This window comes from Allopontixanthobacter confluentis (genome assembly GCF_009827615.1).
Lineage (GTDB): Bacteria > Pseudomonadota > Alphaproteobacteria > Sphingomonadales > Sphingomonadaceae > Allopontixanthobacter > Allopontixanthobacter confluentis.
Genome location: NZ_WTYU01000001.1, coordinates 1,018,193 through 1,038,474, shown reverse-complemented (window position 1 = coordinate 1,038,474; position 20,282 = coordinate 1,018,193). Strand labels below are relative to the sequence as shown.

Below are 20,282 nucleotides of genomic sequence, written 5' to 3'. Positions count from 1 at the left end.
GTTGCATCTAAGGCGATGCCATGATCCGGTCAACGACATTGGCAAGCTGTTGCATTGTTTGATAGTTAAGACCGCCAGCCTTTTCGCCAGATTTCCCGCCAGCCTTCTTGTCAGCATCGCCGGATGGTGCTGGCCCGAACCCCTTGTCGAAACCCAGCTTTGCCGCCTCTCGCAGCCGGACCCCTGCATGGGCGACATTGCGAATTTCTCCGGCCAGCGACACTTCGCCAAACCAGACGCTGTGTGTTGGCAGCGCCTTGTCAGCCAAAGCCGACACCAGCGCCGCCGCCACGGCCACATCTGCTGCCGGGTCAGACAGCCGGTATCCGCCTGCCACGTTGAGATAGACTTCTGCCGAACTGAAATTGAGGCCGCACCGCGATTCCAGCACCGCCAGCAGCATGGCAAGGCGGCCATTGTCCCAGCCCACTACCGCGCGGCGCGGTGTGGCCCCGCTTTGCAAGCGAACGATCAGCGCCTGTATCTCCACCAGAACAGGCCGCGTTCCTTCCAGCGCGGGAAAAACCGAGCTTCCCGCCATGGGCGCTTCCCGCCCTGACAGGAACAGCATCGAAGGGTTGGATACTTCCTCCAGCCCCGCGCCAGCCATGGCAAACACGCCAATTTCATCGACCGCGCCAAACCGGTTCTTCAGCGCACGCAGAATTCTGTACTGATGGCTGCGTTCACCTTCGAAGCTCATGACCACATCGACCATATGTTCCAGCACCCGCGGACCGGCGATTGTGCCATCCTTGGTAACATGGCCGACCAGCACCAGCGCCGTGCCGTTTTCCTTGGCGTAACGGATCAGTTCAAAAGCGCATCCGCGCACCTGGCTGACCGTGCCGGGCGCGCCTTCGATACTGTCGGAATACATGGTCTGGATGGAATCGATAACCAGTAGAGCTGGCGCTTCCATATCGCCCAGCGTGGTCAGAATATCCCGCACTGATGTGGCCGATGCCAGCTTGATCGGCGCGTCTGCCAGCCCCAGCCGCGATGCCCGCAGCCTGACTTGTCCGGCGGCTTCTTCTCCGCTGATATAGACGGTTTCTGCCCCCGTGCGCGCGATGCGTGCGGCAGCCTGCAACAGGAGGGTGGATTTGCCGATGCCGGGATCACCGCCCATCAGGATGGCGGAACCGGGCACCAGACCGCCGCCCAGCGCACGGTCAAACTCGGCAAGGCCGGTGGGCCGGCGCTGCAATATTTCGCCGGGCGCGTCCAGTTTTACAAATTCCACTGCCCTGCCCCCGCTGGACAGATTATGCTTCTGCGAGAACACCGTGGCCGGTGCATCTTCGGCAAGCGTGTTCCATTCCGCGCAATCGGGGCATTGTCCCTGCCAGCGCTGCGACACCGAGCCGCAAGCCTGACAGACATATCGACGTTTTGTTTTGGCCATTGCTCGCAGATAGTAGGAACATAGATAGAACGCAATTGCCTTTGCAGCATTAGCGCGGCACAAGGGGGCCTATGCGGCAAAAGGAACTCAGGATTGCACTTGTCTGCTATGGCGGCGTCAGCCTGGCGGTTTACATGCATGGCGTCACCAAGGAAGTGTGGAAACTGGCCCGGGCCAGCCGCGCCTTTCACGAAGGCACAGTAGCGGAAAGCGGCGTACAGGGCGTATATCGCGCGCTGCTGGAACATATCGAGCAGCAGCATGATCTGAAATTGCGCGTTCTTCCCGACATTCTGACAGGGGCAAGTGCGGGCGGTATCAATGCGGTATTCCTGGCGCAGGCAATCCATTCGGGGCAATCGCTGGAACCGCTGACGGACCTGTGGCTGGATTTTGCCGATGTGGACCAGCTGCTGGACCCCGATGCGCGCCCGATGTGGCGCTTTGCCAAATTCTGGGCGCAGCCGATCGCGTGGTGGTTGCTGACCCGCCCCGGCAATGCCGTTTCGGAAAGCGTGGCAGTCGAAACGCGCGCCGAAGTGCGCCGGAAAGTCTCCCGTTTCATCCGTGGCCGCTGGTTCGAGCCGCCCTTTTCAGGTCTGGGGTTTTCGCGGCTGCTGTTCGATGCGCTGGGCACAATGGCGCAAGATCCGAAGGAAACGCCCTTATTGCCGCCCGGGCACCCGATCGACCTGTTTGTCACCGCGACCGATTTTCGCGGCTATATGGAATTGCTGCGACTCAACAGCCCGCCAATCGTCGAGGAAAGCGAGCATCGCCTGCCGATCAGTTTTTCGACCAAGGTTCCCTCTGCAGGCGGCCATGATCTGGCAGACAAGCTGGAACTGACTCTTGCTGCCCGCGCCACGGCCAGCTTCCCCGGCGCATTCCCGCCGCTGCACCTGCGCGAGATTGATCGGCTGTCGCACGAAGTTGCGCATGAATGGACCCACCGAGCGGCCTTTCTGGAACGGGTGATGCCAGTGCATGTGCGCCATCATAATAGCGAACATGTGGCGTTGATTGACGGGTCTGTGCTGATCAACGCGCCTTTTGAGGGCGCGATTGCGGCCCTGCAAAGCCGGCCCGCCCAGCGCGAGGTTGACCGCAGGTTTGTCTATATCGACCCGCGGCCTGACCGCTTTGGCCTGACTGATGAAGATCATACCAGTCCGGTGGGGTTCTTTTCCGCCATCTTTGGTTCGCTATCCACGATCCCGCGCGAACAGCCCATTCGTGATAATCTGGAGGCTTTGGAACAACAGTCACGCGAAGCAGAACGGCTGCGCCGTATCATCGATGGATTGCAGCCGGATGTCGAACGGGCCGTGGAAAAGCTGTTTGGCCGGACCTTGTTTTTCGACCGGCCCACGACAAAGCGGCTGAAAGCATGGCGCAACAAGGCGCAGCAGGCCGCCGCGCACGACGCGGGTTACGCGTTTCAGGCCTATGCGCAGACAAAATTTACCGGCATTGTCGAACATCTTGGCGAGTTGGTGCTGGATGCTGCGCCCAGCCTCAAAATGGTCGATTCCAAGCCCATTGCCGATCGCCTTCGCTTTGCTCTCCACAATCGCGGGCTGGATGATCTGACGCATATATCAGGGGGCGCTAGCGCGGATGCCATCGGATTTTTCCGGACGCATGACCTTGGCTTCAGGGTCAGACGGCTGCGTCTGCTGGCGCGACGACTGGCCCGTGACTGGGAAGAAGATCCCGACATTCCCGATCATGTGCTGGAAGACGCGCGGGGGCAGATTTACGCAATTCTGGCGCTATATTTCAACAAGGAAGCCGCGAGGCAAGAGGGTGATGAATTCGCCCGCTGCGCCGTCAATGTGATGCTGGACCCCGATGCGGTGCTGGATTGCCTTGCAACCACTCGCCTGCTGCCCGAAGTGGACGACACGGCCGAGGAAATGCTGGCGGAAGCGCTGGAGAAAATGCCCGCAAATCTGCGCCGCAGAATGTTGCTGACGTACCTCGGCTTCCCATTTTACGATGTCGCCACGCTACCGCTGCTTCGCAATGAAGGGATCACGGAATTCGATCCTGTCAAAGTGGACCGAATCTCGCCTGACGATGCCCGGTCCATCCGCGAAGGCGGGACCAAGGCCACTTTACGCGGCACGGAACTGTATAATTTCGGTGCCTTTTTCAGCCGCGCCTACCGTGAGAATGATTATTTGTGGGGGCGGCTGCATGGCGCTGAACGCATGATCGACCTCATTTGCTCAACCGTGCAGACAGACCTCCATCATGCCGCCAGCCAGCGGTTCAAGCGCGACGCCTTCATCGCCATTCTGGATGAGGAAGAAGGCCGGCTGACAATTAGCCACAATCTCATTGCCACTATCAGGCAGGAAATTGACATTCGATTGCCTCTGAATGCCGACCTGAAATGACCATCTGAATTGGCTTTTAGAAATCATTGCCGCCAATCGGTCTAAATCATTTCAAGCGGCCTGGTTTGATCTCACCATATCTCAGGCGCCAAAAACGTCCTTCACCTTGTCGAAAAAGCTCCTGCTTTCAGGGCATTCGTCGCCCGTTTCGCTGTCACGGAACTGTTGCAGGATGTCTTTTTGCGCCTTGGTCAGCTTGGTCGGTGTCTCCACCGCTATTTCCACCACCAGATCACCTCGGCCGCGGCCCTGAAGCACTGGCATGCCCGCACCGCGCTGGCGCAATTGCCTGCCGGACTGGATGCCTGCCGGGATGTCGATCAGATTGATCTCACCGTCCAGATCGGGAATTTCCACCGATCCGCCAAGTGCGGCGGTGGTGAAGCTGATCGGCACACGGGTAAGCAGCGTGGTGCCTTCACGCTGGAAGACCCCGTGCTGGCGAATATGGATAAAGATATATAAATCGCCTGAAGGCGCGCCATTGGGCCCAGCCTCGCCCTTGCCCGAAAGGCGTATGCGCGTGCCAGTATCGACACCTGGCGGAATATCGACTTGCAGCGATTGGGGGCGGTCAACGCGCCCTTCGCCGCGGCAATCGCGGCATGGTTTCTCGATGACTTCGCCGCGGCCATGGCAATTGGGGCACGCCCGCTCGACTACGAAAAAGCCCTGCTTGGCGCGGACTTTTCCGTGGCCGTGGCATAAATTGCAGGTGCGTGCCTCGGTGCCGGGCGTTGCACCAGAACCATCACAGGTTTCGCAGCCTTGCGACACTTCGATCTGGATTTCGCTGGTCTTGCCGTGAAACGCATCTTCCAGGCCGATTTCCATGTCATAGCGCAGATCAGCGCCGCGCCGGGCCTGCTGCCTGCCGCCGCCGCCGCCAAATGCGCTGCCGAAAATTGTCTCGAATATGTCGCCAATATCGCCAAAGTCCTGCTGCCCGCTGCCGCCGCCATTCATGCCCTGCTGGAAGGCTTCATGGCCGTAACGGTCATATGCAGCGCGCTTTTGCGGGTCTTTCAGGCATTCATATGCCTGGCTGATGGCTTTGAACTTCGCTTCGGAATTTTCGCACCCTGCATTGCGGTCAGGGTGGAACTGCATCGCCAGCCGCCGATAGGACGATTTGATCGTCTTGTCGTCAGCATCGCGCGATACTTCGAGCAATTCGTAATAGTTGATCTGGCTAGTCGGCATTGGGGCAACCTTACACCATAGCGCCACCGATGCCCCGCCTGCCAGGCAGGTGGGCATCGATGGCGCTGATGGTCAACAACAGGACAATCAGTCCTTTTTATCTTCATCCACTTCGGAAAATTCAGCATCGACAACATCGTCGTCAGCGGCTGAAGTCTCAGCGCCTGCATCATCACCACCCGGTGACGCGGCATTGGCCTGTTCCTGTTCGTAGATCGACTGGCCCATCTTCATGGCCACTTCGGTCAGCGCCTGCGCTTTGGCCGTAATGGCTTCTGCATCGTCACTTTCGAGCGCAGTCTTGGTTTCGGCAATCGCTGCCTCGACATCGGACTTCAATGACGCATCGATCTTGTCGCCATGTTCTTCCAGCTGTTTTTCCGTTGCATGGACAAGGCTGTCGGCTTGGTTGCGGGCTTCGGCACCTTCGCGGCGCTTCTTGTCCTCATCGGCAAATTTTTCGGCATCCCGAACCATCTGGTCGATGTCGGAATCAGTCAAACCGCCAGATGCCTGAATACGGATCTGCTGTTCCTTGCCGGTGCCCTTATCCTTGGCCGACACATTCACGATGCCATTGGCGTCGATATCGAATGTGACTTCCACCTGCGGAACGCCGCGCGGCGCAGAAGGAATGCCAACCAGATCAAACTGGCCCAGCATCTTGTTATCTGCCGCCATTTCACGCTCGCCCTGGAACACGCGGATGGTCACGGCCTGCTGATTGTCCTCAGCGGTCGAGTAGGTCTGCGTCTTCTTGGTCGGGATGGTGGTGTTGCGGTCGATCATCCGGGTGAATACCCCGCCCAGAGTCTCAATGCCCAGCGACAGAGGGGTTACGTCGAGCAGGAGAACGTCCTTGACGTCACCCTGCAGAACGCCGGCCTGAATGGCAGCGCCCATGGCAACCACTTCGTCAGGGTTCACACCGGTGTGGGGTTCCTTGCCGAAGAATTCTTTCACGATTTCGCGAACGCGCGGCATACGGGTCATGCCGCCCACCAGGATCACTTCATCGATACCGCCCTTGTCGACACCGGCATCGGCCAGTGCCTTCTTGCACGGTTCAAGCGTGCGCTTGATGAGGTCGCCGACCAGCTTTTCAAGCTGCGAGCGGCTGATCGTTTCAACCAAATGGAGCGGAGTGGACGAACCACCTTCCATGCGAGCGGTAATGAACGGCAGGTTCACTTCTGTCGTCTGCGCGCTGGAAAGTTCGATCTTCGCTTTTTCGGCAGCTTCCTTCAGACGCTGCAGAGCGAGCTTGTCGGTCCGCAGGTCCATGTTTTCCTTCTTCTTGAAGGCGTCGGCCAGATATTCGACGATTGCATTGTCGAAATCTTCGCCGCCGAGGAAAGTGTCACCATTGGTGGACTTCACTTCGAATACGCCATCACCGATTTCCAGAACGGAAACGTCGAAGGTGCCGCCGCCAAGGTCATAGACAGCGATGGTCTTGCCCTCGTCCTTGTCCATTCCGTAGGCGAGCGCGGCAGCGGTTGGCTCGTTGATAATACGCAGCACTTCAAGCCCTGCAATCTGACCGGCATCCTTGGTTGCCTGACGCTGAGCATCGTTGAAGTATGCAGGAACGGTGATGACCGCCTGCGTCACGGTTTCACCAAGATAGCTCTCGGCGGTTTCCTTCATCTTCTGCAGAATGAAGGCGGACACCTGCGACGGCGAATATTTTTCGCCCGATGCTTCAACCCAGGCATCGCCATTCTTGCCCTTGACGATGGAATAAGGGACGAGGCCCATATCCTTTTTCGTCATCGGATCGTCAAACCGGCGGCCGATCAGGCGCTTGATTGCAAACAGGGTGTTGTCAGGGTTGGTCACTGCCTGGCGCTTGGCCGGCTGACCGATCAGACGTTCGCTGTCCTTGGTGAAGGCAACGATGGAAGGCGTGGTGCGTGCGCCTTCGGAATTTTCAATGACCTTCGGCTTGCCGCCGTCCATGACGGCTACGCAAGAATTGGTGGTGCCAAGGTCGATACCGATAACTTTAGCCATGGTTTCCCCATTCAGTTCAATTTTTGGACGCTGCCTGTGTGATCCCCTCGAAAGGCGGGCCAGCTTGGCAACTCGGATAAGCAATCTCGATGGGGGCGATATAGGAGCGGTTTTTGTTGGCACAAGGGATTGGCATCGCTAGTCCACCGGCAATCATGGACAGGGAGAATGATCAGTGAAAAAATCGGTTTTGTTTGGAATGGCTCTGGCTATTTCGTCAGTCACTCTATCTGCCTGCGGCGAAGAAGCAGCCCCTGAAGGCGTGGTTGCGCCCGATGGCGTGCCCGGTCTTTCGGCCAGCAATGCCCGCATGGTGCTGGCGCCAGTGGCCGGAAACCCGGCAGCAGTGTATTTCGATCTTGCCTATGATGGCGACCGCAACCTGGCGTTGAGCGGCGCGGCGGTCGAGGGCGCAGAAAGCGCGATGATCCATGAAATGTCCGAATGGGATGGCAAGATGCAGATGGGCGAAGCCTTGCCGATCGTGCTGAAAAAAGGTGAAAAGCTGACCTTCGCGCCCGGCGGAAAGCATGTGATGGCAATGAATGTCTCGCCTAAAATGATGGCTGGCGGGACCACGGAAGTGACGCTGATCGTATCGGGCGGTGACAAGCTGAGTTTTCCCGCTGAAATCCGTGCTGCCGGGGACGACCGCTGATCCAGGCTGAAAAGAATAATGTGGCCGCTTCCTGCCCTGTTGGCGGGCAGCGGCCACTTACTGCTGGCGAAATATTATTGGCCAGAAGCGTGTTTGGGGATGCGATCGATTATTCGAAAGTGACCATCAGGCGCAGGAAATGGTTCCTGTTTCAGCCGCGCAAGGTGACCATGGCACCGCGAGGGCATATCCACTTCCATCCGATGGGCACAGGATATTGCGAGGATTTTGCGCTGGAACCTGCTATTCGCCAAGGCCTGTTTATTCATGAAATGGTTCATGTGTGGCAAACACAGACGCGCGGCGAATGGTATCTGTTGCTGCATCGCCATCCGTGGAGCCGGTATGATTACAGCCTGAAGCCGGGCTGGGGTCTTGAACGTTACGGTATTGAACAGCAGGCAGAAATCGTGAAGCACGCTTTCCTGCTGCGTAACGGGGTCAGACTGGCCGGTGTGGCCGACACATCAGCCTATGATCTGCTGGTGCGTTTCCCGGGCGCGGCAGCCTAGCCACCCTTCCCCGAAAAAGCACCGCCATGAAAGAGCGAATGCACATCGGGAAAAGGGAGCCACAGGCGTTCAAAGATCAGGGTTTTTTCGAAACACCCACCATGGCGGGGCGCAGCAGGCGGTCCTTGATCATGTAGCCGGCCTGCATTTCCTGAACGACAGTGCCGGGTTCATGCTCGTCACTCGGGATTTCGAGCATGGCCTGATGCTGGTTCGGGTCAAGCGGCAAGCCCATGGCAGCGATACGGCTGATGCCATGCTGAGCAAAAACCTTGTCCAATTCCCGCATGGTGGCTTCGATACCAGCGACCAGACCTTTGAACTTCTCGTCCTCGCGCAGATCGTGCGGCACGGCATCGATGGCGCGCGACAGATTGTCTGACACTGACAGGACATCGCGGGCAAACCCGGTTGCGGCATAGGCGCGCGCATCGGCAACGTCCTTTTCCATGCGCCGGCGGACATTCTGCGTGTCTGCCCGTGCATAAAGCGTTTCCTGCTTCGAGGCATCGAGATCAGCGCGCAATTGCGCCAGCGCGTCTTCCACGCTGCCTTCTTCGGCATCATCGCGATCGTCGCTATCGTCGAGGAATTCCTTCGGAACGCCTTTCAACTCTTCGGCGGCTGCCCGTGTTTCTTCGGTCGATCCTTGCGGACCCTTGTTTTCATTTTCCATGTTACAAATTTTCCAGCTTAACCGATACGTTTGCCCAGCGAATGGGCCGTGAAATCAACCATGGGGACAACCCGCGCGTAATTCAACCGCGTGGGGCCTATTACACCCAGCACGCCAACCACTTTACCATCCCGGTCACGATATGGCGATGCGATAACCGACGAACCGGACAAGGCGAACAGGCGGTTTTCCGCGCCGATGAAAATGCGGGTGGCATCAGCCTGCCGCGCGTTTTCCAGCAACCCGGCGACAGATTGCTTGTTTTCCAGATCATCCAGCAACGATCGGACCCGCTCGATATCGCCAAGCGCAGTTTCGTCCAGCAGATTGGCCTGCCCCCTGATGATGAGGACCGGGCGGGCGGCTGCATCGGCGCTCCATACGGCAAGGCCGCGCTCCACCAGATCGCGGCTGGCATCATCCAGCGCGGAGCGGCCGCTGCTGATTTCAGCGCGCATCAGCCGTTCAGCATCAGCCAGCGTGCGGCCTGACAGGCGCGCCGTGATATAATTGCTCGCCTGTTCCAGCGAAGATGCCGCAGTGGGCTGGGTGAGATTGAGGACGCGGTTTTCAATCTGGCCGTCCTCGCCCACCAATATTGCCAGTGCCCGTTCAGGCGACAGGGCAACAAGGTTCATCTGCGCCAGTCGCGGCTCGCGGCGCGGCACCATCACCATGCCAGCAGCGCCGGAAATGTCTGACAATATGGCGCTGGTGGCTTCCAGCGCCTGTTCAATCGGGCCGGGCTGGCCCACGCTATGTTCGATTGCGGCACGTTCTTCGCGCGTGGGTTCTGCCACTTGCATCATGCCATCAACAAACAGGCGCAGCCCGCTTTCGGTTGGCATTCTGCCGGCGCTGGTATGCGGCGCTGCCAGCAGGCCCAGCATTTCCAGTTCTGCCAGCACGGAGCGAATCGATGCCGGAGACAGGTTTACCCGCCCTTCACTCGCCAGCGCCTTGGAACCCACCGGTTGCCCGCTGGAGATGAAGCCTTCCACCACGAGGCGGAAAATATCGCGTGCGCGGTCAGTCAATTCGGATATTGGCAGTGTAGACATTGGGGTCAACATAGTGACTGGCCTTGCAGCCTCAAGGTCCATACGCCTAACGCGGCATGAACAAACCACCAAAGGAATTACAATGCGACCTTCAGGCCGCGCGCCGGACGAAATGCGCGCTATCACTATCGAGACCGGATTTACGCGGCATGCAGAAGGCTCGTGCCTGATCAGTTTCGGCGACACCAAGGTGCTGTGCACGGCCAGCGTCGAAGAACGGATTCCGCCATGGCTGCGCGGCAAGGGTGAAGGCTGGGTCACTGGCGAATATTCCATGCTGCCCCGCGCCACCCATACCCGCAGCCAGCGCGAAGCTGCCCGCGGCGGGCAAAGCGGGCGGACGCAGGAAATCCAGCGGCTGATCGGCCGGTCGCTTCGTTCGGTTGTGGATCTTAAGAAGCTGGGCGAACGCCAGATCACGCTCGATTGCGATGTCATCCAGGCAGATGGCGGAACGCGCACTGCCTCCATTTCGGGTGCGTGGGTGGCCCTTCGCCTCGCGATCAATTCGCTGATGGAACAAGGGGCGATCAAGTCCGACCCGATCAATGCGCAGGTCGCGGCCATCAGTTGCGGCATTTTTAACGGTACGCCGGTGCTGGACCTTGATTATGATGAAGACAGCAAAGCCGATGCAGATGCCAATTTCGTCCTGATCGGCGGCGGCCACATTGCCGAAGTGCAGGCCACTGCAGAAGGCGCGACCTATGACGAAGAAGGCCTGCTGCGCCTGCTGCGTCTGGCGCGCATTGGTTGTGACGGCATTTTTGCAAGCCAGCTCGAAGCCACCAAATGACGCGGCGTATCGGCACAGGATCTCTGGTGATTGCCACGCATAATGCGGGCAAGCTGAAGGAAATTTCTGCGCTGCTCGGGCCCCATGGGGTCAATTGTCTTTCGGCAGGCTCTCTGGGCCTGCCGGAACCTGCTGAAACCGGAACAACCTTCGTCGAGAACGCGCTGATCAAGGCGCGTGCGTCGGCGCAGGCGTCGGGCATAGTATCGCTGGCGGATGATAGCGGGCTGTCCGTGGCCGCGCTGGACGGCAGGCCCGGTGTTTACACCGCAGACTGGGCCGAGCGGCAATGGTTTGAAGGCAAGCCGGGGCGTGACTGGTATATGGCGATGGGCAAGGTGGAAGGGTTGCTGTGCGAACAGGGGCCTGACACGCCGCGCGATGCGTGGTTCAGCTGTGTGCTGGCACTGGCCTGGCCCGATGGCGAAGTGGCCGTTTATGAAGGGCGGGTAGATGGCGCGCTGACATGGCCGCCGCGCGGAAATCTGGGTTTCGGTTATGACCCGGTGTTTGTGCCGCAGGGCCGCGATGTGACTTTTGCCGAGCTTGATCCGGAAGAGAAACACCGCATCAGCCACCGCGCCGATGCGTTTGCCAAGCTGGTGGCTGACCAGTTCAGCTGATCAGCCGATTTGCTGGCCAATCCAGTTGCCGACCGGAAAATAGCGACACACCAGAAAATCGTTCACCCGGCCCTTGGCAACAGCGCAGCCCACATCGCGCGTGTCATGCCAGATAAGCTGGGTGTAATGCGCCACGTCCTGCCATCTGCCGGTGCGTGACACATCGGGGAATTTGCCGGGGCGGAAATCCTTGCGTTCGGCAATGAAGCCGCCAATCATGGTTTCGGCGCTGTAATAGCCTGCCGCGCCCATCCACAGGTTCTCGCCCGCTTTGTCTCGTGCTTCGTAACTCGCATGTTCCAGGGTGCCGCGCCGGGCCAGGTGATCGGCCCATTGCTGTGCGTCCTGGGCCAGCTTGCCGCTCCATTGCAGATGTCTCGCTCCGACCCGGCTTCGTTCGCCATTGTGAGCCTGCAACAGCCGCTTCGCGAATGGATTGTCAGGAACGCCAAGGCCGCTTGCCGGCTTCGCGCCGAGGGGAGAAACCACCAGGATGGCGGAAGCGATGGCGGCGCTGACAAGCGCGGTGATGTGACCCGTTCCCATGGCGTTGCATCTTGACTTTGATCACTTAACAGATGCTGAAAGAAACGGACTATGGCGCGCGCTTTATATATTCACTGGCCCTTCTGCGTGAAGAAATGCCCCTATTGCGATTTCAACAGCCATGTTCGTGACGGGGTCGATCATGCCGAATGGGAAGCAGCCCTGCTGGCCGATATGCGGTATGAGGCCGAAACGGCGAGTGCGCAGCCGCTGGAATCCATATTTTTCGGCGGCGGCACCCCATCCCTGATGCCGCCTGCACTGGTTGGCCATCTGCTGGCCGAGGCTGAAACTGCATGGGGGTTTGCCCCCGGTATCGAAATTACCCTGGAAGCCAATCCATCGTCTGTCGAGGCAGCGAAATTTGCCGATCTGTCCGCGGCGGGCGTCAACCGTGTTTCGCTGGGTCTGCAATCCCTCGATAATGACGCTTTGCGCTTTCTTGGCCGCCTGCATGATGCGGACGAAGGGATTGCCGCGCTGGGTGTGGCCCAGCAGCATTTCCGCCGGGTCAGCTTCGACCTGATCTATGCACGGCCCGGGCAGAGCGTGGCACAATGGGATGCAGAATTGCAGCGTGCGCTGGCGTTTGGAACAGACCATCTATCGCTGTATCAACTGACGATCGAGGCCAATACGCGGTTTGCCACCGATGTCCGCCGTGGCGTGTTTACGCCCTTGGAAGAAGACCCGTCAGCCGATCTGTTTGCACTGACGCGGGAAAGGACAAAGGCCGCTGGCATCCCTGCTTATGAGATCAGCAATCATGCCCGCGCAGGCGATCAGAGCCGCCACAATCTGACCTATTGGCGTTATCAGGACTATTGCGGGATAGGGCCGGGCGCCCATGGCAGGCGCGGCGGCATGGCGACTGTCCGCCACAAAAAGCCGGAAAATTACCTGTCCGCCATCGCCCGCACCGGCCACGGCATTTCGGAAATTCGCCCCCTGCCCCGGCGTGAGCAGGCCGCAGAAGCATTGCTGATGGGCCTGCGTCTGAATGAAGGCATTGATCTTGCGGATATGGCGAAACGCTTTGCCATATCCGCCTGTATGCTGGTGGATCGCCAGCGTTTGCAGATGCTGACCGATCTGGGCCTGACGTGGGCAAAAGACGACAGGATCGGAGTGACCGCGCAGGGAATGCCGCTGCTGGATGGCGTGTTGGGCGAATTGGTCCATGCAGATCTGGTCGAGGCATGAAAATGGCATCGGTAACGGGGCCATGAATGACGGGGCCATGAGTGATAGGGCCATGAGTGACGGGGACCTGCTGGAACAGTGGACCGTGCATCTGGCGCAGGGCCGCCGCCGTTCTGCCCATACTGTCCGCGCTTATGTTTCCAGTGCCAGACGCCTTGTGGAAGATTGCGGGCTATCGTCCTGGGACGATGTTGCGCGGCTGGATGCCGCTGCCTTGCGTAAGCAGCTTGCGGCCCGGCGGGCCGAGGGGTTGGGAAATGCGTCTGCCGCGCGCGAACTTTCAGCGCTGAAATCCTTCATCAGCTTTGCGCAGGCGCAAGCAGGAATGGATGAAAAGTCCGGTCCGCGGCTGCGCGGTCCGCGCATCAAGAAGGGACTGCCCCGCCCTATTAGCCCTGACGATGCTGCCAATATTGCGGATCTGGTGGGTGAAAGCGCGGCGGACAGCTGGATTGGGGCACGCGACCGCGCGGTCCTGCTGCTGTTATATGGCGCAGGATTACGCATTGCAGAGGCGCTATCCATCAAGGCAAATGACCTGCCGCTGGGCGCGACATTATCGGTGACCGGCAAGGGCGGCAAACAGCGGATTGTGCCGATCTTGCCGATTGTGAGCGAAGCGGTGGCGGAATATGCGAGGTTAAGCCCGTGGCCAACCCATGATGATGAAGCTGTATTTCGCGGCGCCAAGGGCGGTCCGCTCAGTCAGGGGATGGTACAAAAGGCCATGGCAAAAGCGCGGCTGGTGCTGGGCCTGCCTGCCACTGCCACCCCCCACGCATTGCGGCATAGTTTTGCCACCCATTTGCTGGGTGCAGGTGCAGATTTGCGCAGCCTGCAGGAATTGCTGGGCCATGCCAGCCTGGGCAGCACACAGATCTATACCAAGGTTGATGCGGCCAAGATGCTGGAGACCTATCGCGGCGCGCACCCCCGCGAGCGGGACTGATACGCTGCCGGGATTGGCGCACAAGCGGGACTAGCGCTGGGCGCGCGGTTTCCATGTGACCAGCCGCCATACATAAGCAGCCAGCCCCACGCCGACAAAGCCCGCCACGATCCAGCCAAGCATATTCTGCGCCCCGTCAAGATAGGTGTGCAGCAAGGTGCCGGCAAAAATCAGAAATACGTTCCAGATGGCAGACCCGACGAAGGTGAATGCGATGAAGCGCCGCAGGCTCATATGCGCAAGGCCAGCCGGCAAGGAGATCATGGTGCGGAAAACCGGCAGGAAACGCGCAAAGAAAACCGCCCACTGCCCATGTTTCTGAAAAAACTCGGTCACCCGTTCGATATCGTGCCATTCCATCGTCAGCCAGCGGCCAAACCGGTCGATAAAGGGACGCAAGCGTTCATAGCCCCATTTATCGCCTACCCAATACCAGACGTAATTGCCCAGGGTTGACCCCACCGTGCCTGCAAAAAGCAGCGGCCAGAACCCCATTTTACCCTGCCCGACCAGCACCCCGCCCAGCCCCATGATCACTTCGGATGGCACAGGGGGAAAAATATTCTCCAGCGCCATCAGCAACAGGATACCGATATAGCTGCCCTGCTCGACGGCGTTGATAATGAATTCAGTCATGTATCGCGCAACGCATGGATCGCAGAAATGCTCCGTTCACAGCTGGCCCTGTGATCAGGAATTTTGATCCGGTGCTCTGATCCGGCACTCAAAGACGTCGTTCTATCGCATCCCAGATCAGGCCCGGCGTATCTGTCCCGTTGAACTTGTCGATTGCGATGATGCCAGTGGGCGATGTGACGTTGATTTCGGTCAGCCAGTTGCCGCCAATCACGTCGATGCCGACAAAGATCAGTCCGCGTTTTTTCAGTTCAGGGCCCATAGCGGCGCAGATTTCTTCTTCCTTGTCAGTCAGGTCGGATTTTTCCGCATAGCCGCCCTGCGCCAGGTTGGAACGAAATTCCCCCTTGCCCGGTTTGCGGTTGATCGCGCCTGCATATTCGCCGTCCACCAGCACGATGCGCTTGTCACCGCTGGCAACTTCGGGAAGGAACGGCTGGGCCATCAGCGGTTCGCGCCATACCTGGCCGAACAATTCGGTCAGCGCAGCCAGATTGGTGCCATCTTCCTCGATCCTGAAAATGGCCTGCCCGCCATTGCCATGCAGCGGCTTGATCACCAGCGCGCCATGCTGCTTCCAGAATTGCTGAACATCTTCCAGTTTGCGCGCAATCAGGGTTGGCGGCATGAACCGGGCATAATCCAGCACGAACATCTTTTCCGGCGCGTTGCGCACGCTAGCCGGGTCGTTCACCACCAGCGTCTGGCCTTCCAGCCGCTCCAAAATCAGGGTTGCGGTGATATACCCAAGGTCAAACGGCGGATCCTGCCGCATCAGGATCACGTCGATGTCGGTTGCAAGGTTGATTTTCTGCAACTCGCCCTTGGTAAAATGCTCGCCCAGCACTTCCTGCACAGTCACCGGTGATGCCCACGCGGTGATTTGCGAATTTTCCCAGGCGAGCGTGGTGACATCATAATGCCACACAGTGTGGCCGCGCTTCTGGGCTGCAAGCATCAGGGCAAAACTGGAATCTCCGCTGATATTGACAGTTTCAATAGGGTCCATCTGGACCGCGACACGCAGCGACATATTCACTCCTAAGGTTGCCAGGCATTGACGATGTGGCGCGGCATGGTGCCCGGCGCAAGCAGCATCACGTCAATTCGCAGGGTTTCTGCCCCTTCGGAATAGTGATGGGCAACAGCCTCCACCGCGGCCGCAACCCGCCTCAACCTGTATTCGTCAATCGCAATATCAAGCGCTGCAGCAGTGCTGCGCCACTTCACTTCGATGAAGGCAACCGTGGTGCCCCGCCGCGCAATCAGGTCAATTTCGCCCCGCGGTGTGCGCACGCGGCGGCCCAATATCCGCCAGCCCTGAAGCCGCAGCCAGATTTCAGCATGCCGCTCACCCTTGCGGCCCTGTTGTTCTGCCTGGCGCCTGCTCACTCGGCACGCAGTTCCATTGCGCGGGCATAAAGCACCTTGCGATCAAGGCCGGTCTGCCGCGCCACCAGGGCCACTGCCTGTGATGCCTTCATGGTCTGCAATGCATCGGCCAGCATCGTGTCGGCGTCTTCTGCCGCAATTTCGCGCTGCGGCGGCGGGCCAACCATTAGCACGATTTCCCCCTTCGGCGGGTGGGCCGTGTAATGGTCAGTCAGCTGTTCGGGCGATCCGGTGCGGCATTCTTCATAAAGTTTGGTCAATTCCCGCGCGACGGATATTTCGCGGCCTGGCAGCTGCGCGGCAATCGCCGACAGGGATTTGACGAGGCGCGGGCCGGTTTCGTAAAAAATCAGCGTGGCGTCGATATGTGCCACCCCTGCCAGCATATCGCCTCTCGCCTTGTCCTTGTTGGGCAGGAAGCCTGCAAACAGAAACCGGTCGTTGGGCAGGCCCGACAGGGTCAGGCCGGTGATGGCCGCGCAGGCCCCCGGGAGACTGGTAATGGCGATCCCGGCCTCGCGCGCTTCGCGCACCAGGCGGAAGCCAGGGTCAGAGATCAGCGGTGTGCCGGCATCACTGACCAGGGCGACGCTGCGCGAATGCATTGATTCGATCAGACGCTGGCGGTCACGCGGTTCGCTATGGTCGTTATAGCGCCACATCGGCTTGGTAATGCCCAGATACCTGAGTAATTTTCCGGTCACGCGGGTATCTTCGCATGCAATGCCGTCACAGCGCGCCAGCACATCTGCTGCCCGCATCGTAATATCAGCAAGATTGCCAATCGGGGTCGCGACTATATACAGCCCGGCTGATAAGGATTCTTGGAGAGGTTTGTTGTTCACACCAACCTCAATGGACCAGCACTACGGGGAGCGGCAAGCATGAAGCGCATCAATCTGGACAGGCGCACACTGGTTTTGGCAGGCGCAACGGCGCTTTTGGCGGGTTGCCAGATAGTTCCAAAGGGACCGGTAGCAACGCCGGGACCTGCGCCCACACCCACACCAGTGCCAAGCGAATCGGCCCTGCCGACAGACAGCACCCGCCACCGCGTGGCGCTGCTGGTGCCGATGAGCGGCGCAAATGGCGAAGTGGGCACATCCATCGCCAATGCCGCGACCATGGCGCTGCTTGATACCAATGCGGATAATCTGCGGATAACCACGTATGACACCGCCACAGATGCCCGAAGCGCCGCTGCACGCGCGATTGCTGATGGCAACAAGCTGATACTGGGGCCGTTGATGGCGGATAATGTCGGCGCGGTCATGGCCGTCGCCCGGCCAGCGAATGTGCCGCTCATATCCTTTTCCAATGATAGCGGCATTGCGGCCGCCGATGTGTTTGTAATGGGCCATATCCCCGGCCAGTCAGTTGCACGGTCTGTGGAATATGCGCGCCAGAACGGCCGTTCCCGCTTTGCTGCCATCGTGCCGGAAGGCGAATATGGCGACCGTGCAGAAGCGGCATTGTCAGGCACATTGCGGTCCGGCGGCGGAACGCTGGTTGCGACAGAGCGATATGCCCGCGGCAATACCTCCATTGTCAGCGCCGCCCAGCGCATCAAACAACGCGGCGGGTTTGACACGGTGTTGATTGCAGATGGCGCGCGCCTTGCCGCCATGGCCGCCAATGAGCTGAAGCCGCGCGGCCAGCGCACCATTCAGTTGGTAGGTACCGAATTGTGGAGCGGTGAAGCAGGCCTTACCCGCACCGCGGCCCTTCGCGGGGCCATGTTCTCGGCAGTCTCTGACGCCCGGTTCAAGCGTTTCTCCGACAGTTATAAAACCCGCTTCGGCGGCCAGCCCTATCGCATCGCCACGCTGGGATATGACGGCGTGCTGCTGGCATTGAGAGTGGCGCAGGACTGGAAAGTGGGGCGCAGCTTCCCCGTGGCCAAATTGCGGGACGAGGATGGCTTTCTGGGCCTTGATGGGCCGTTCCGCTTCCAGCGCAATGGTGTGGTCGAACGCGCGATGGAAGTGCGCGAGGTGCGCGATGGTCAGGTGGCAATTGTGTCCCCTGCCCCTGCCAAATTCGGGAATTGATCCGCGCCCGCCATGGCGAGATTGAAGATAAAACAGGAACACCGCTTGTCGCTTCACGAAACTGCGGCTTATAGCCGCCACCATGGCTGACGATCTTTTTGCAGGTACCCCCGCGTCGAGCGGCGATTACGACGCTTCTTCCATCGAGGTTCTCGAAGGGCTGGAGCCGGTGCGCCGCCGGCCGGGCATGTATATTGGCGGCACCGATGACCGGGCGCTGCATCACCTTGCCGCAGAAGTCATCGACAATGCGATGGATGAAGCCGTGGCCGGCCATGCCACGCGGATCGAAGTAAGTCTGGAAGAAGGCAACCGCTTGTCTGTGGCGGATAATGGCCGCGGCATTCCGGTAGACGAACATCCCAAATTCCCCGGAAAATCCACGCTCGAGGTCATCCTTTCCACGCTGCATTCCGGCGGCAAGTTTTCCGGCAAGGCCTATGCCACCAGTGGCGGCCTGCACGGTGTGGGTGTCAGCGTGGTCAATGCGCTGTCGTCCGACACGCGGGTGGAAGTGGCGCGTGATCGTCAGCTTTACGCCCAGAGCTTTGCCAGAGGTCTGACCCTTGGTCCGATTGAAAAACTGGGCCCTACGCCCAACCGGCGCGGCACGACGGTCAGCTTCACACCTGACACGGAAATTTTCGGCGACCGGCAATTCACGCCCAAGCGGCTGTTTAAACTGGCCCGGTCCAAGGCCTATCTGTTTGCAGGCGTGGAAATCCGCTGGAAATGCGCTGCATCGCTGACCAGTGATGATGTGCCCGCAGAGGCCACGTTCAAATTTCCTGGCGGTCTGGCCGATCATCTGGCCGAGCAGATCGGCGGGCGTGAATGCGTAACGACCCAGCCTTTCACCGGCAGTCAGGATTTCCCCGATGACATGGGGCGCGCTGAATGGGCAATTGCCTGGCCGCTTTATTCCGACGGCGCCTTCAGCTGGTATTGCAACACCGTGCCCACGCCTGATGGCGGCACGCATGAACAGGGGCTGCGCGGCGCACTGACCAAGGGTTTGCGCGCTTTTGGTGATCTGGTCGGCCAGAAAAAGGCCAAGGATATCACCGCGGACGATGTCATGACTGGCGGCGAAATGATGCTGTCTGTCTTCATTCGTGATCCGCAGTTTCAAAGTCAGACCAAGGACCGCCTCACCAGCCCGGAAGCGGCGCGTTATGTCGAAAACGCCGTGCGCGATCATTTCGATCATTTCCTGTCCGACAATATGGAACGCGGCAAGGCGCTGCTGGGTCAGGTGATGGAACGGATGGATGAACGCATGCGCCGAAAGGCGGAACGCGACATAAAGCGCAAGACCGCGACCAACGCCAAGAAGCTGCGCCTGCCCGGCAAACTGACCGACTGTTCGGGTGACGGCAAAGGCGAAACCGAACTGTTCATCGTCGAAGGCGATTCAGCCGGCGGCAGCGCGAAACAGGCGCGCAACCGCAAGACGCAGGCCATTTTGCCAATCCGCGGCAAAATTCTCAATGTGGCCAGCGCCACTGCTGACAAAATCCGCGCCAATAGCGAAATTGCCGACCTTACGCTGGCGCTGGGCTGCGGTGTGCGAAAGGATTGTGACGCGGAAAACCTGCGTTACGACCGTATTGTCATCATGACAGACGCGGATGTCGACGGGGCGCATATCGCCACCTTGCTGATGACGTTCTTTTTTCAGGAAATGCCAGATCTGGTTCGCAAGGGTCATCTGTTTCTGGCCCAGCCGCCGCTCTACCGTCTGACCGCAGGCAAGGAAAGCCGCTACGCGCGGGACGATGCCCACCGTGCAGAACTGGAAGCGACAGTTTTTAAAGGCAAAAAGGTCGAGGTGGGCCGGTTCAAGGGCCTTGGCGAAATGAACCCGCAGCAATTGCGGGAAACCACGATGAGCCCGGATACGCGCAGCCTGATCCGGATCACCCTGCCGCCGGAATTCGAACAGCGCGCTGCGGTCAAGGAACTGGTGGACCAGTTGATGGGCCGGAACCCGGAACATCGCTTCAATTTCATCCAGAACCGCGCCGGCGAACTTGACCGGGATATGATCGACGCCTGAGCCATCTGGCGATTTTGCCTTTTGGGTCTGATGATTTTGCTGATTTTTTCGGCGCGCTGTAAGAAAACAGGCTGCTCGTCCACTAAAG

Annotated in this window: 19 protein-coding genes; 9 read left to right on the top strand and 10 right to left on the bottom strand. The window is 59.4% G+C overall.

All coding sequences use genetic code 11. The annotated features are described in order from the left end of the window. Window positions 1-7 precede the first annotated feature (7 nt). Window positions 8-1,408 carry a DNA repair protein RadA gene (radA, locus tag GRI44_RS04910; RefSeq protein WP_160600292.1) on the bottom strand — a complete coding sequence of 467 codons (1,401 nt, stop codon included), beginning with the start codon at window positions 1,406-1,408 and terminating at the stop codon, window positions 8-10. A gap of 71 nt (window positions 1,409-1,479) precedes the next feature. Here radA and GRI44_RS04905 point away from each other — a divergent pair, with 71 nt between their 5' ends. Then, on the top strand, window positions 1,480-3,813 hold the full coding sequence (locus tag GRI44_RS04905; protein WP_160600291.1) for a patatin-like protein: 2,334 nt from the start codon (window positions 1,480-1,482) through the stop codon (window positions 3,811-3,813). An 81-nt stretch (window positions 3,814-3,894) separates the two neighbouring features. Here the strand turns inward: GRI44_RS04905 and dnaJ are convergent, their stop codons facing one another. Together dnaJ and dnaK are read right to left on the bottom strand one after the other, a co-directional pair. Continuing rightward, window positions 3,895-5,016 (bottom strand): molecular chaperone DnaJ, encoded by a 1,122-nt coding sequence (gene dnaJ / locus GRI44_RS04900; protein WP_160600290.1) that lies wholly within the window; start codon window positions 5,014-5,016, stop codon window positions 3,895-3,897. Between the two features lie 87 nt (window positions 5,017-5,103). Further along, window positions 5,104-7,032 (bottom strand): molecular chaperone DnaK, encoded by a 1,929-nt coding sequence (gene dnaK, locus GRI44_RS04895; RefSeq protein ID WP_160600289.1) that lies wholly within the window; start codon window positions 7,030-7,032, stop codon window positions 5,104-5,106. Between the two features lie 175 nt (window positions 7,033-7,207). On the opposite strand from dnaK, the gene GRI44_RS04890 reads away from it, so the two are divergent. Both GRI44_RS04890 and GRI44_RS04885 read left to right on the top strand, forming a co-directional pair. Continuing rightward, a complete protein-coding gene (locus GRI44_RS04890; protein ID WP_332872360.1) occupies window positions 7,208-7,690 on the top strand; it encodes a copper chaperone PCu(A)C in 483 nt (160 codons plus the stop codon). A 20-nt stretch (window positions 7,691-7,710) separates the two neighbouring features. Further along, complete coding sequence (locus GRI44_RS04885; RefSeq protein ID WP_160600288.1) at window positions 7,711-8,202, top strand: vgr related protein; 492 nt, start codon at window positions 7,711-7,713, stop codon at window positions 8,200-8,202. Between the two features lie 76 nt (window positions 8,203-8,278). Here the strand turns inward: GRI44_RS04885 and grpE are convergent, their stop codons facing one another. Beyond that, window positions 8,279-8,878: a nucleotide exchange factor GrpE gene (gene grpE / locus GRI44_RS04880; RefSeq protein ID WP_160600287.1), complete on the bottom strand. Its 600-nt coding sequence runs from the start codon at window positions 8,876-8,878 to the stop codon at window positions 8,279-8,281. A 17-nt stretch (window positions 8,879-8,895) separates the two neighbouring features. Beyond that, entirely contained in the window at window positions 8,896-9,939 is a 1,044-nt protein-coding gene (hrcA, locus tag GRI44_RS04875) for a heat-inducible transcriptional repressor HrcA (RefSeq protein WP_160600286.1), read from the bottom strand. Between the two features lie 82 nt (window positions 9,940-10,021). On the opposite strand from hrcA, the gene rph reads away from it, so the two are divergent. Together rph and rdgB are read left to right on the top strand one after the other, a co-directional pair. Then, window positions 10,022-10,735: a ribonuclease PH gene (gene rph / locus GRI44_RS04870; protein WP_160600285.1), complete on the top strand. Its 714-nt coding sequence runs from the start codon at window positions 10,022-10,024 to the stop codon at window positions 10,733-10,735. Next, window positions 10,732-11,358: an RdgB/HAM1 family non-canonical purine NTP pyrophosphatase gene (gene rdgB, locus GRI44_RS04865; protein ID WP_160600284.1), complete on the top strand. Its 627-nt coding sequence runs from the start codon at window positions 10,732-10,734 to the stop codon at window positions 11,356-11,358. The genes rph and rdgB overlap by 4 nt, the downstream gene beginning before the upstream one ends. Here rdgB and GRI44_RS04860 read toward each other — a convergent pair whose 3' ends face one another. Continuing rightward, window positions 11,359-11,904, bottom strand: a complete 546-nt coding sequence (locus tag GRI44_RS04860; protein ID WP_160600283.1) for a CAP domain-containing protein — start codon at window positions 11,902-11,904, stop codon at window positions 11,359-11,361. 51 nt (window positions 11,905-11,955) lie between these two features. Here GRI44_RS04860 and hemW point away from each other — a divergent pair, with 51 nt between their 5' ends. Then, complete coding sequence (gene hemW / locus GRI44_RS04855; RefSeq protein WP_160600282.1) at window positions 11,956-13,107, top strand: radical SAM family heme chaperone HemW; 1,152 nt, start codon at window positions 11,956-11,958, stop codon at window positions 13,105-13,107. Between the two features lie 52 nt (window positions 13,108-13,159). Next, window positions 13,160-14,056, top strand: coding sequence for a tyrosine recombinase XerC (locus GRI44_RS04850; protein ID WP_160601290.1), 897 nt, complete (start codon window positions 13,160-13,162; stop codon window positions 14,054-14,056). Between the two features lie 30 nt (window positions 14,057-14,086). Here GRI44_RS04850 and GRI44_RS04845 read toward each other — a convergent pair whose 3' ends face one another. From GRI44_RS04845 to rsmI, 4 genes are all read right to left on the bottom strand, one after another. After that, window positions 14,087-14,692 carry a DedA family protein gene (locus GRI44_RS04845; RefSeq protein ID WP_160600281.1) on the bottom strand — a complete coding sequence of 202 codons (606 nt, stop codon included), beginning with the start codon at window positions 14,690-14,692 and terminating at the stop codon, window positions 14,087-14,089. 88 nt (window positions 14,693-14,780) lie between these two features. Next, entirely contained in the window at window positions 14,781-15,725 is a 945-nt protein-coding gene (gene gshB, locus GRI44_RS04840; RefSeq protein WP_160600280.1) for a glutathione synthase, read from the bottom strand. An 8-nt stretch (window positions 15,726-15,733) separates the two neighbouring features. Next, window positions 15,734-16,084 carry a YraN family protein gene (locus GRI44_RS04835; RefSeq protein WP_160600279.1) on the bottom strand — a complete coding sequence of 117 codons (351 nt, stop codon included), beginning with the start codon at window positions 16,082-16,084 and terminating at the stop codon, window positions 15,734-15,736. Continuing rightward, the gene (gene rsmI, locus GRI44_RS04830) at window positions 16,081-16,929 is read right to left on the bottom strand and encodes a 16S rRNA (cytidine(1402)-2'-O)-methyltransferase (protein ID WP_332872359.1); all 849 of its coding nucleotides are present in this window, start codon (window positions 16,927-16,929) and stop codon (window positions 16,081-16,083) included. The genes GRI44_RS04835 and rsmI overlap by 4 nt, the downstream gene beginning before the upstream one ends. A gap of 165 nt (window positions 16,930-17,094) precedes the next feature. Between rsmI and GRI44_RS04825 the strand changes: the two genes are divergently transcribed. Continuing rightward, window positions 17,095-18,135, top strand: coding sequence for a penicillin-binding protein activator (locus tag GRI44_RS04825; protein WP_332872358.1), 1,041 nt, complete (start codon window positions 17,095-17,097; stop codon window positions 18,133-18,135). A gap of 82 nt (window positions 18,136-18,217) precedes the next feature. Then, entirely contained in the window at window positions 18,218-20,194 is a 1,977-nt protein-coding gene (gene parE, locus GRI44_RS04820; RefSeq protein ID WP_160600277.1) for a DNA topoisomerase IV subunit B, read from the top strand. Window positions 20,195-20,282: the final 88 nt, after the last annotated feature.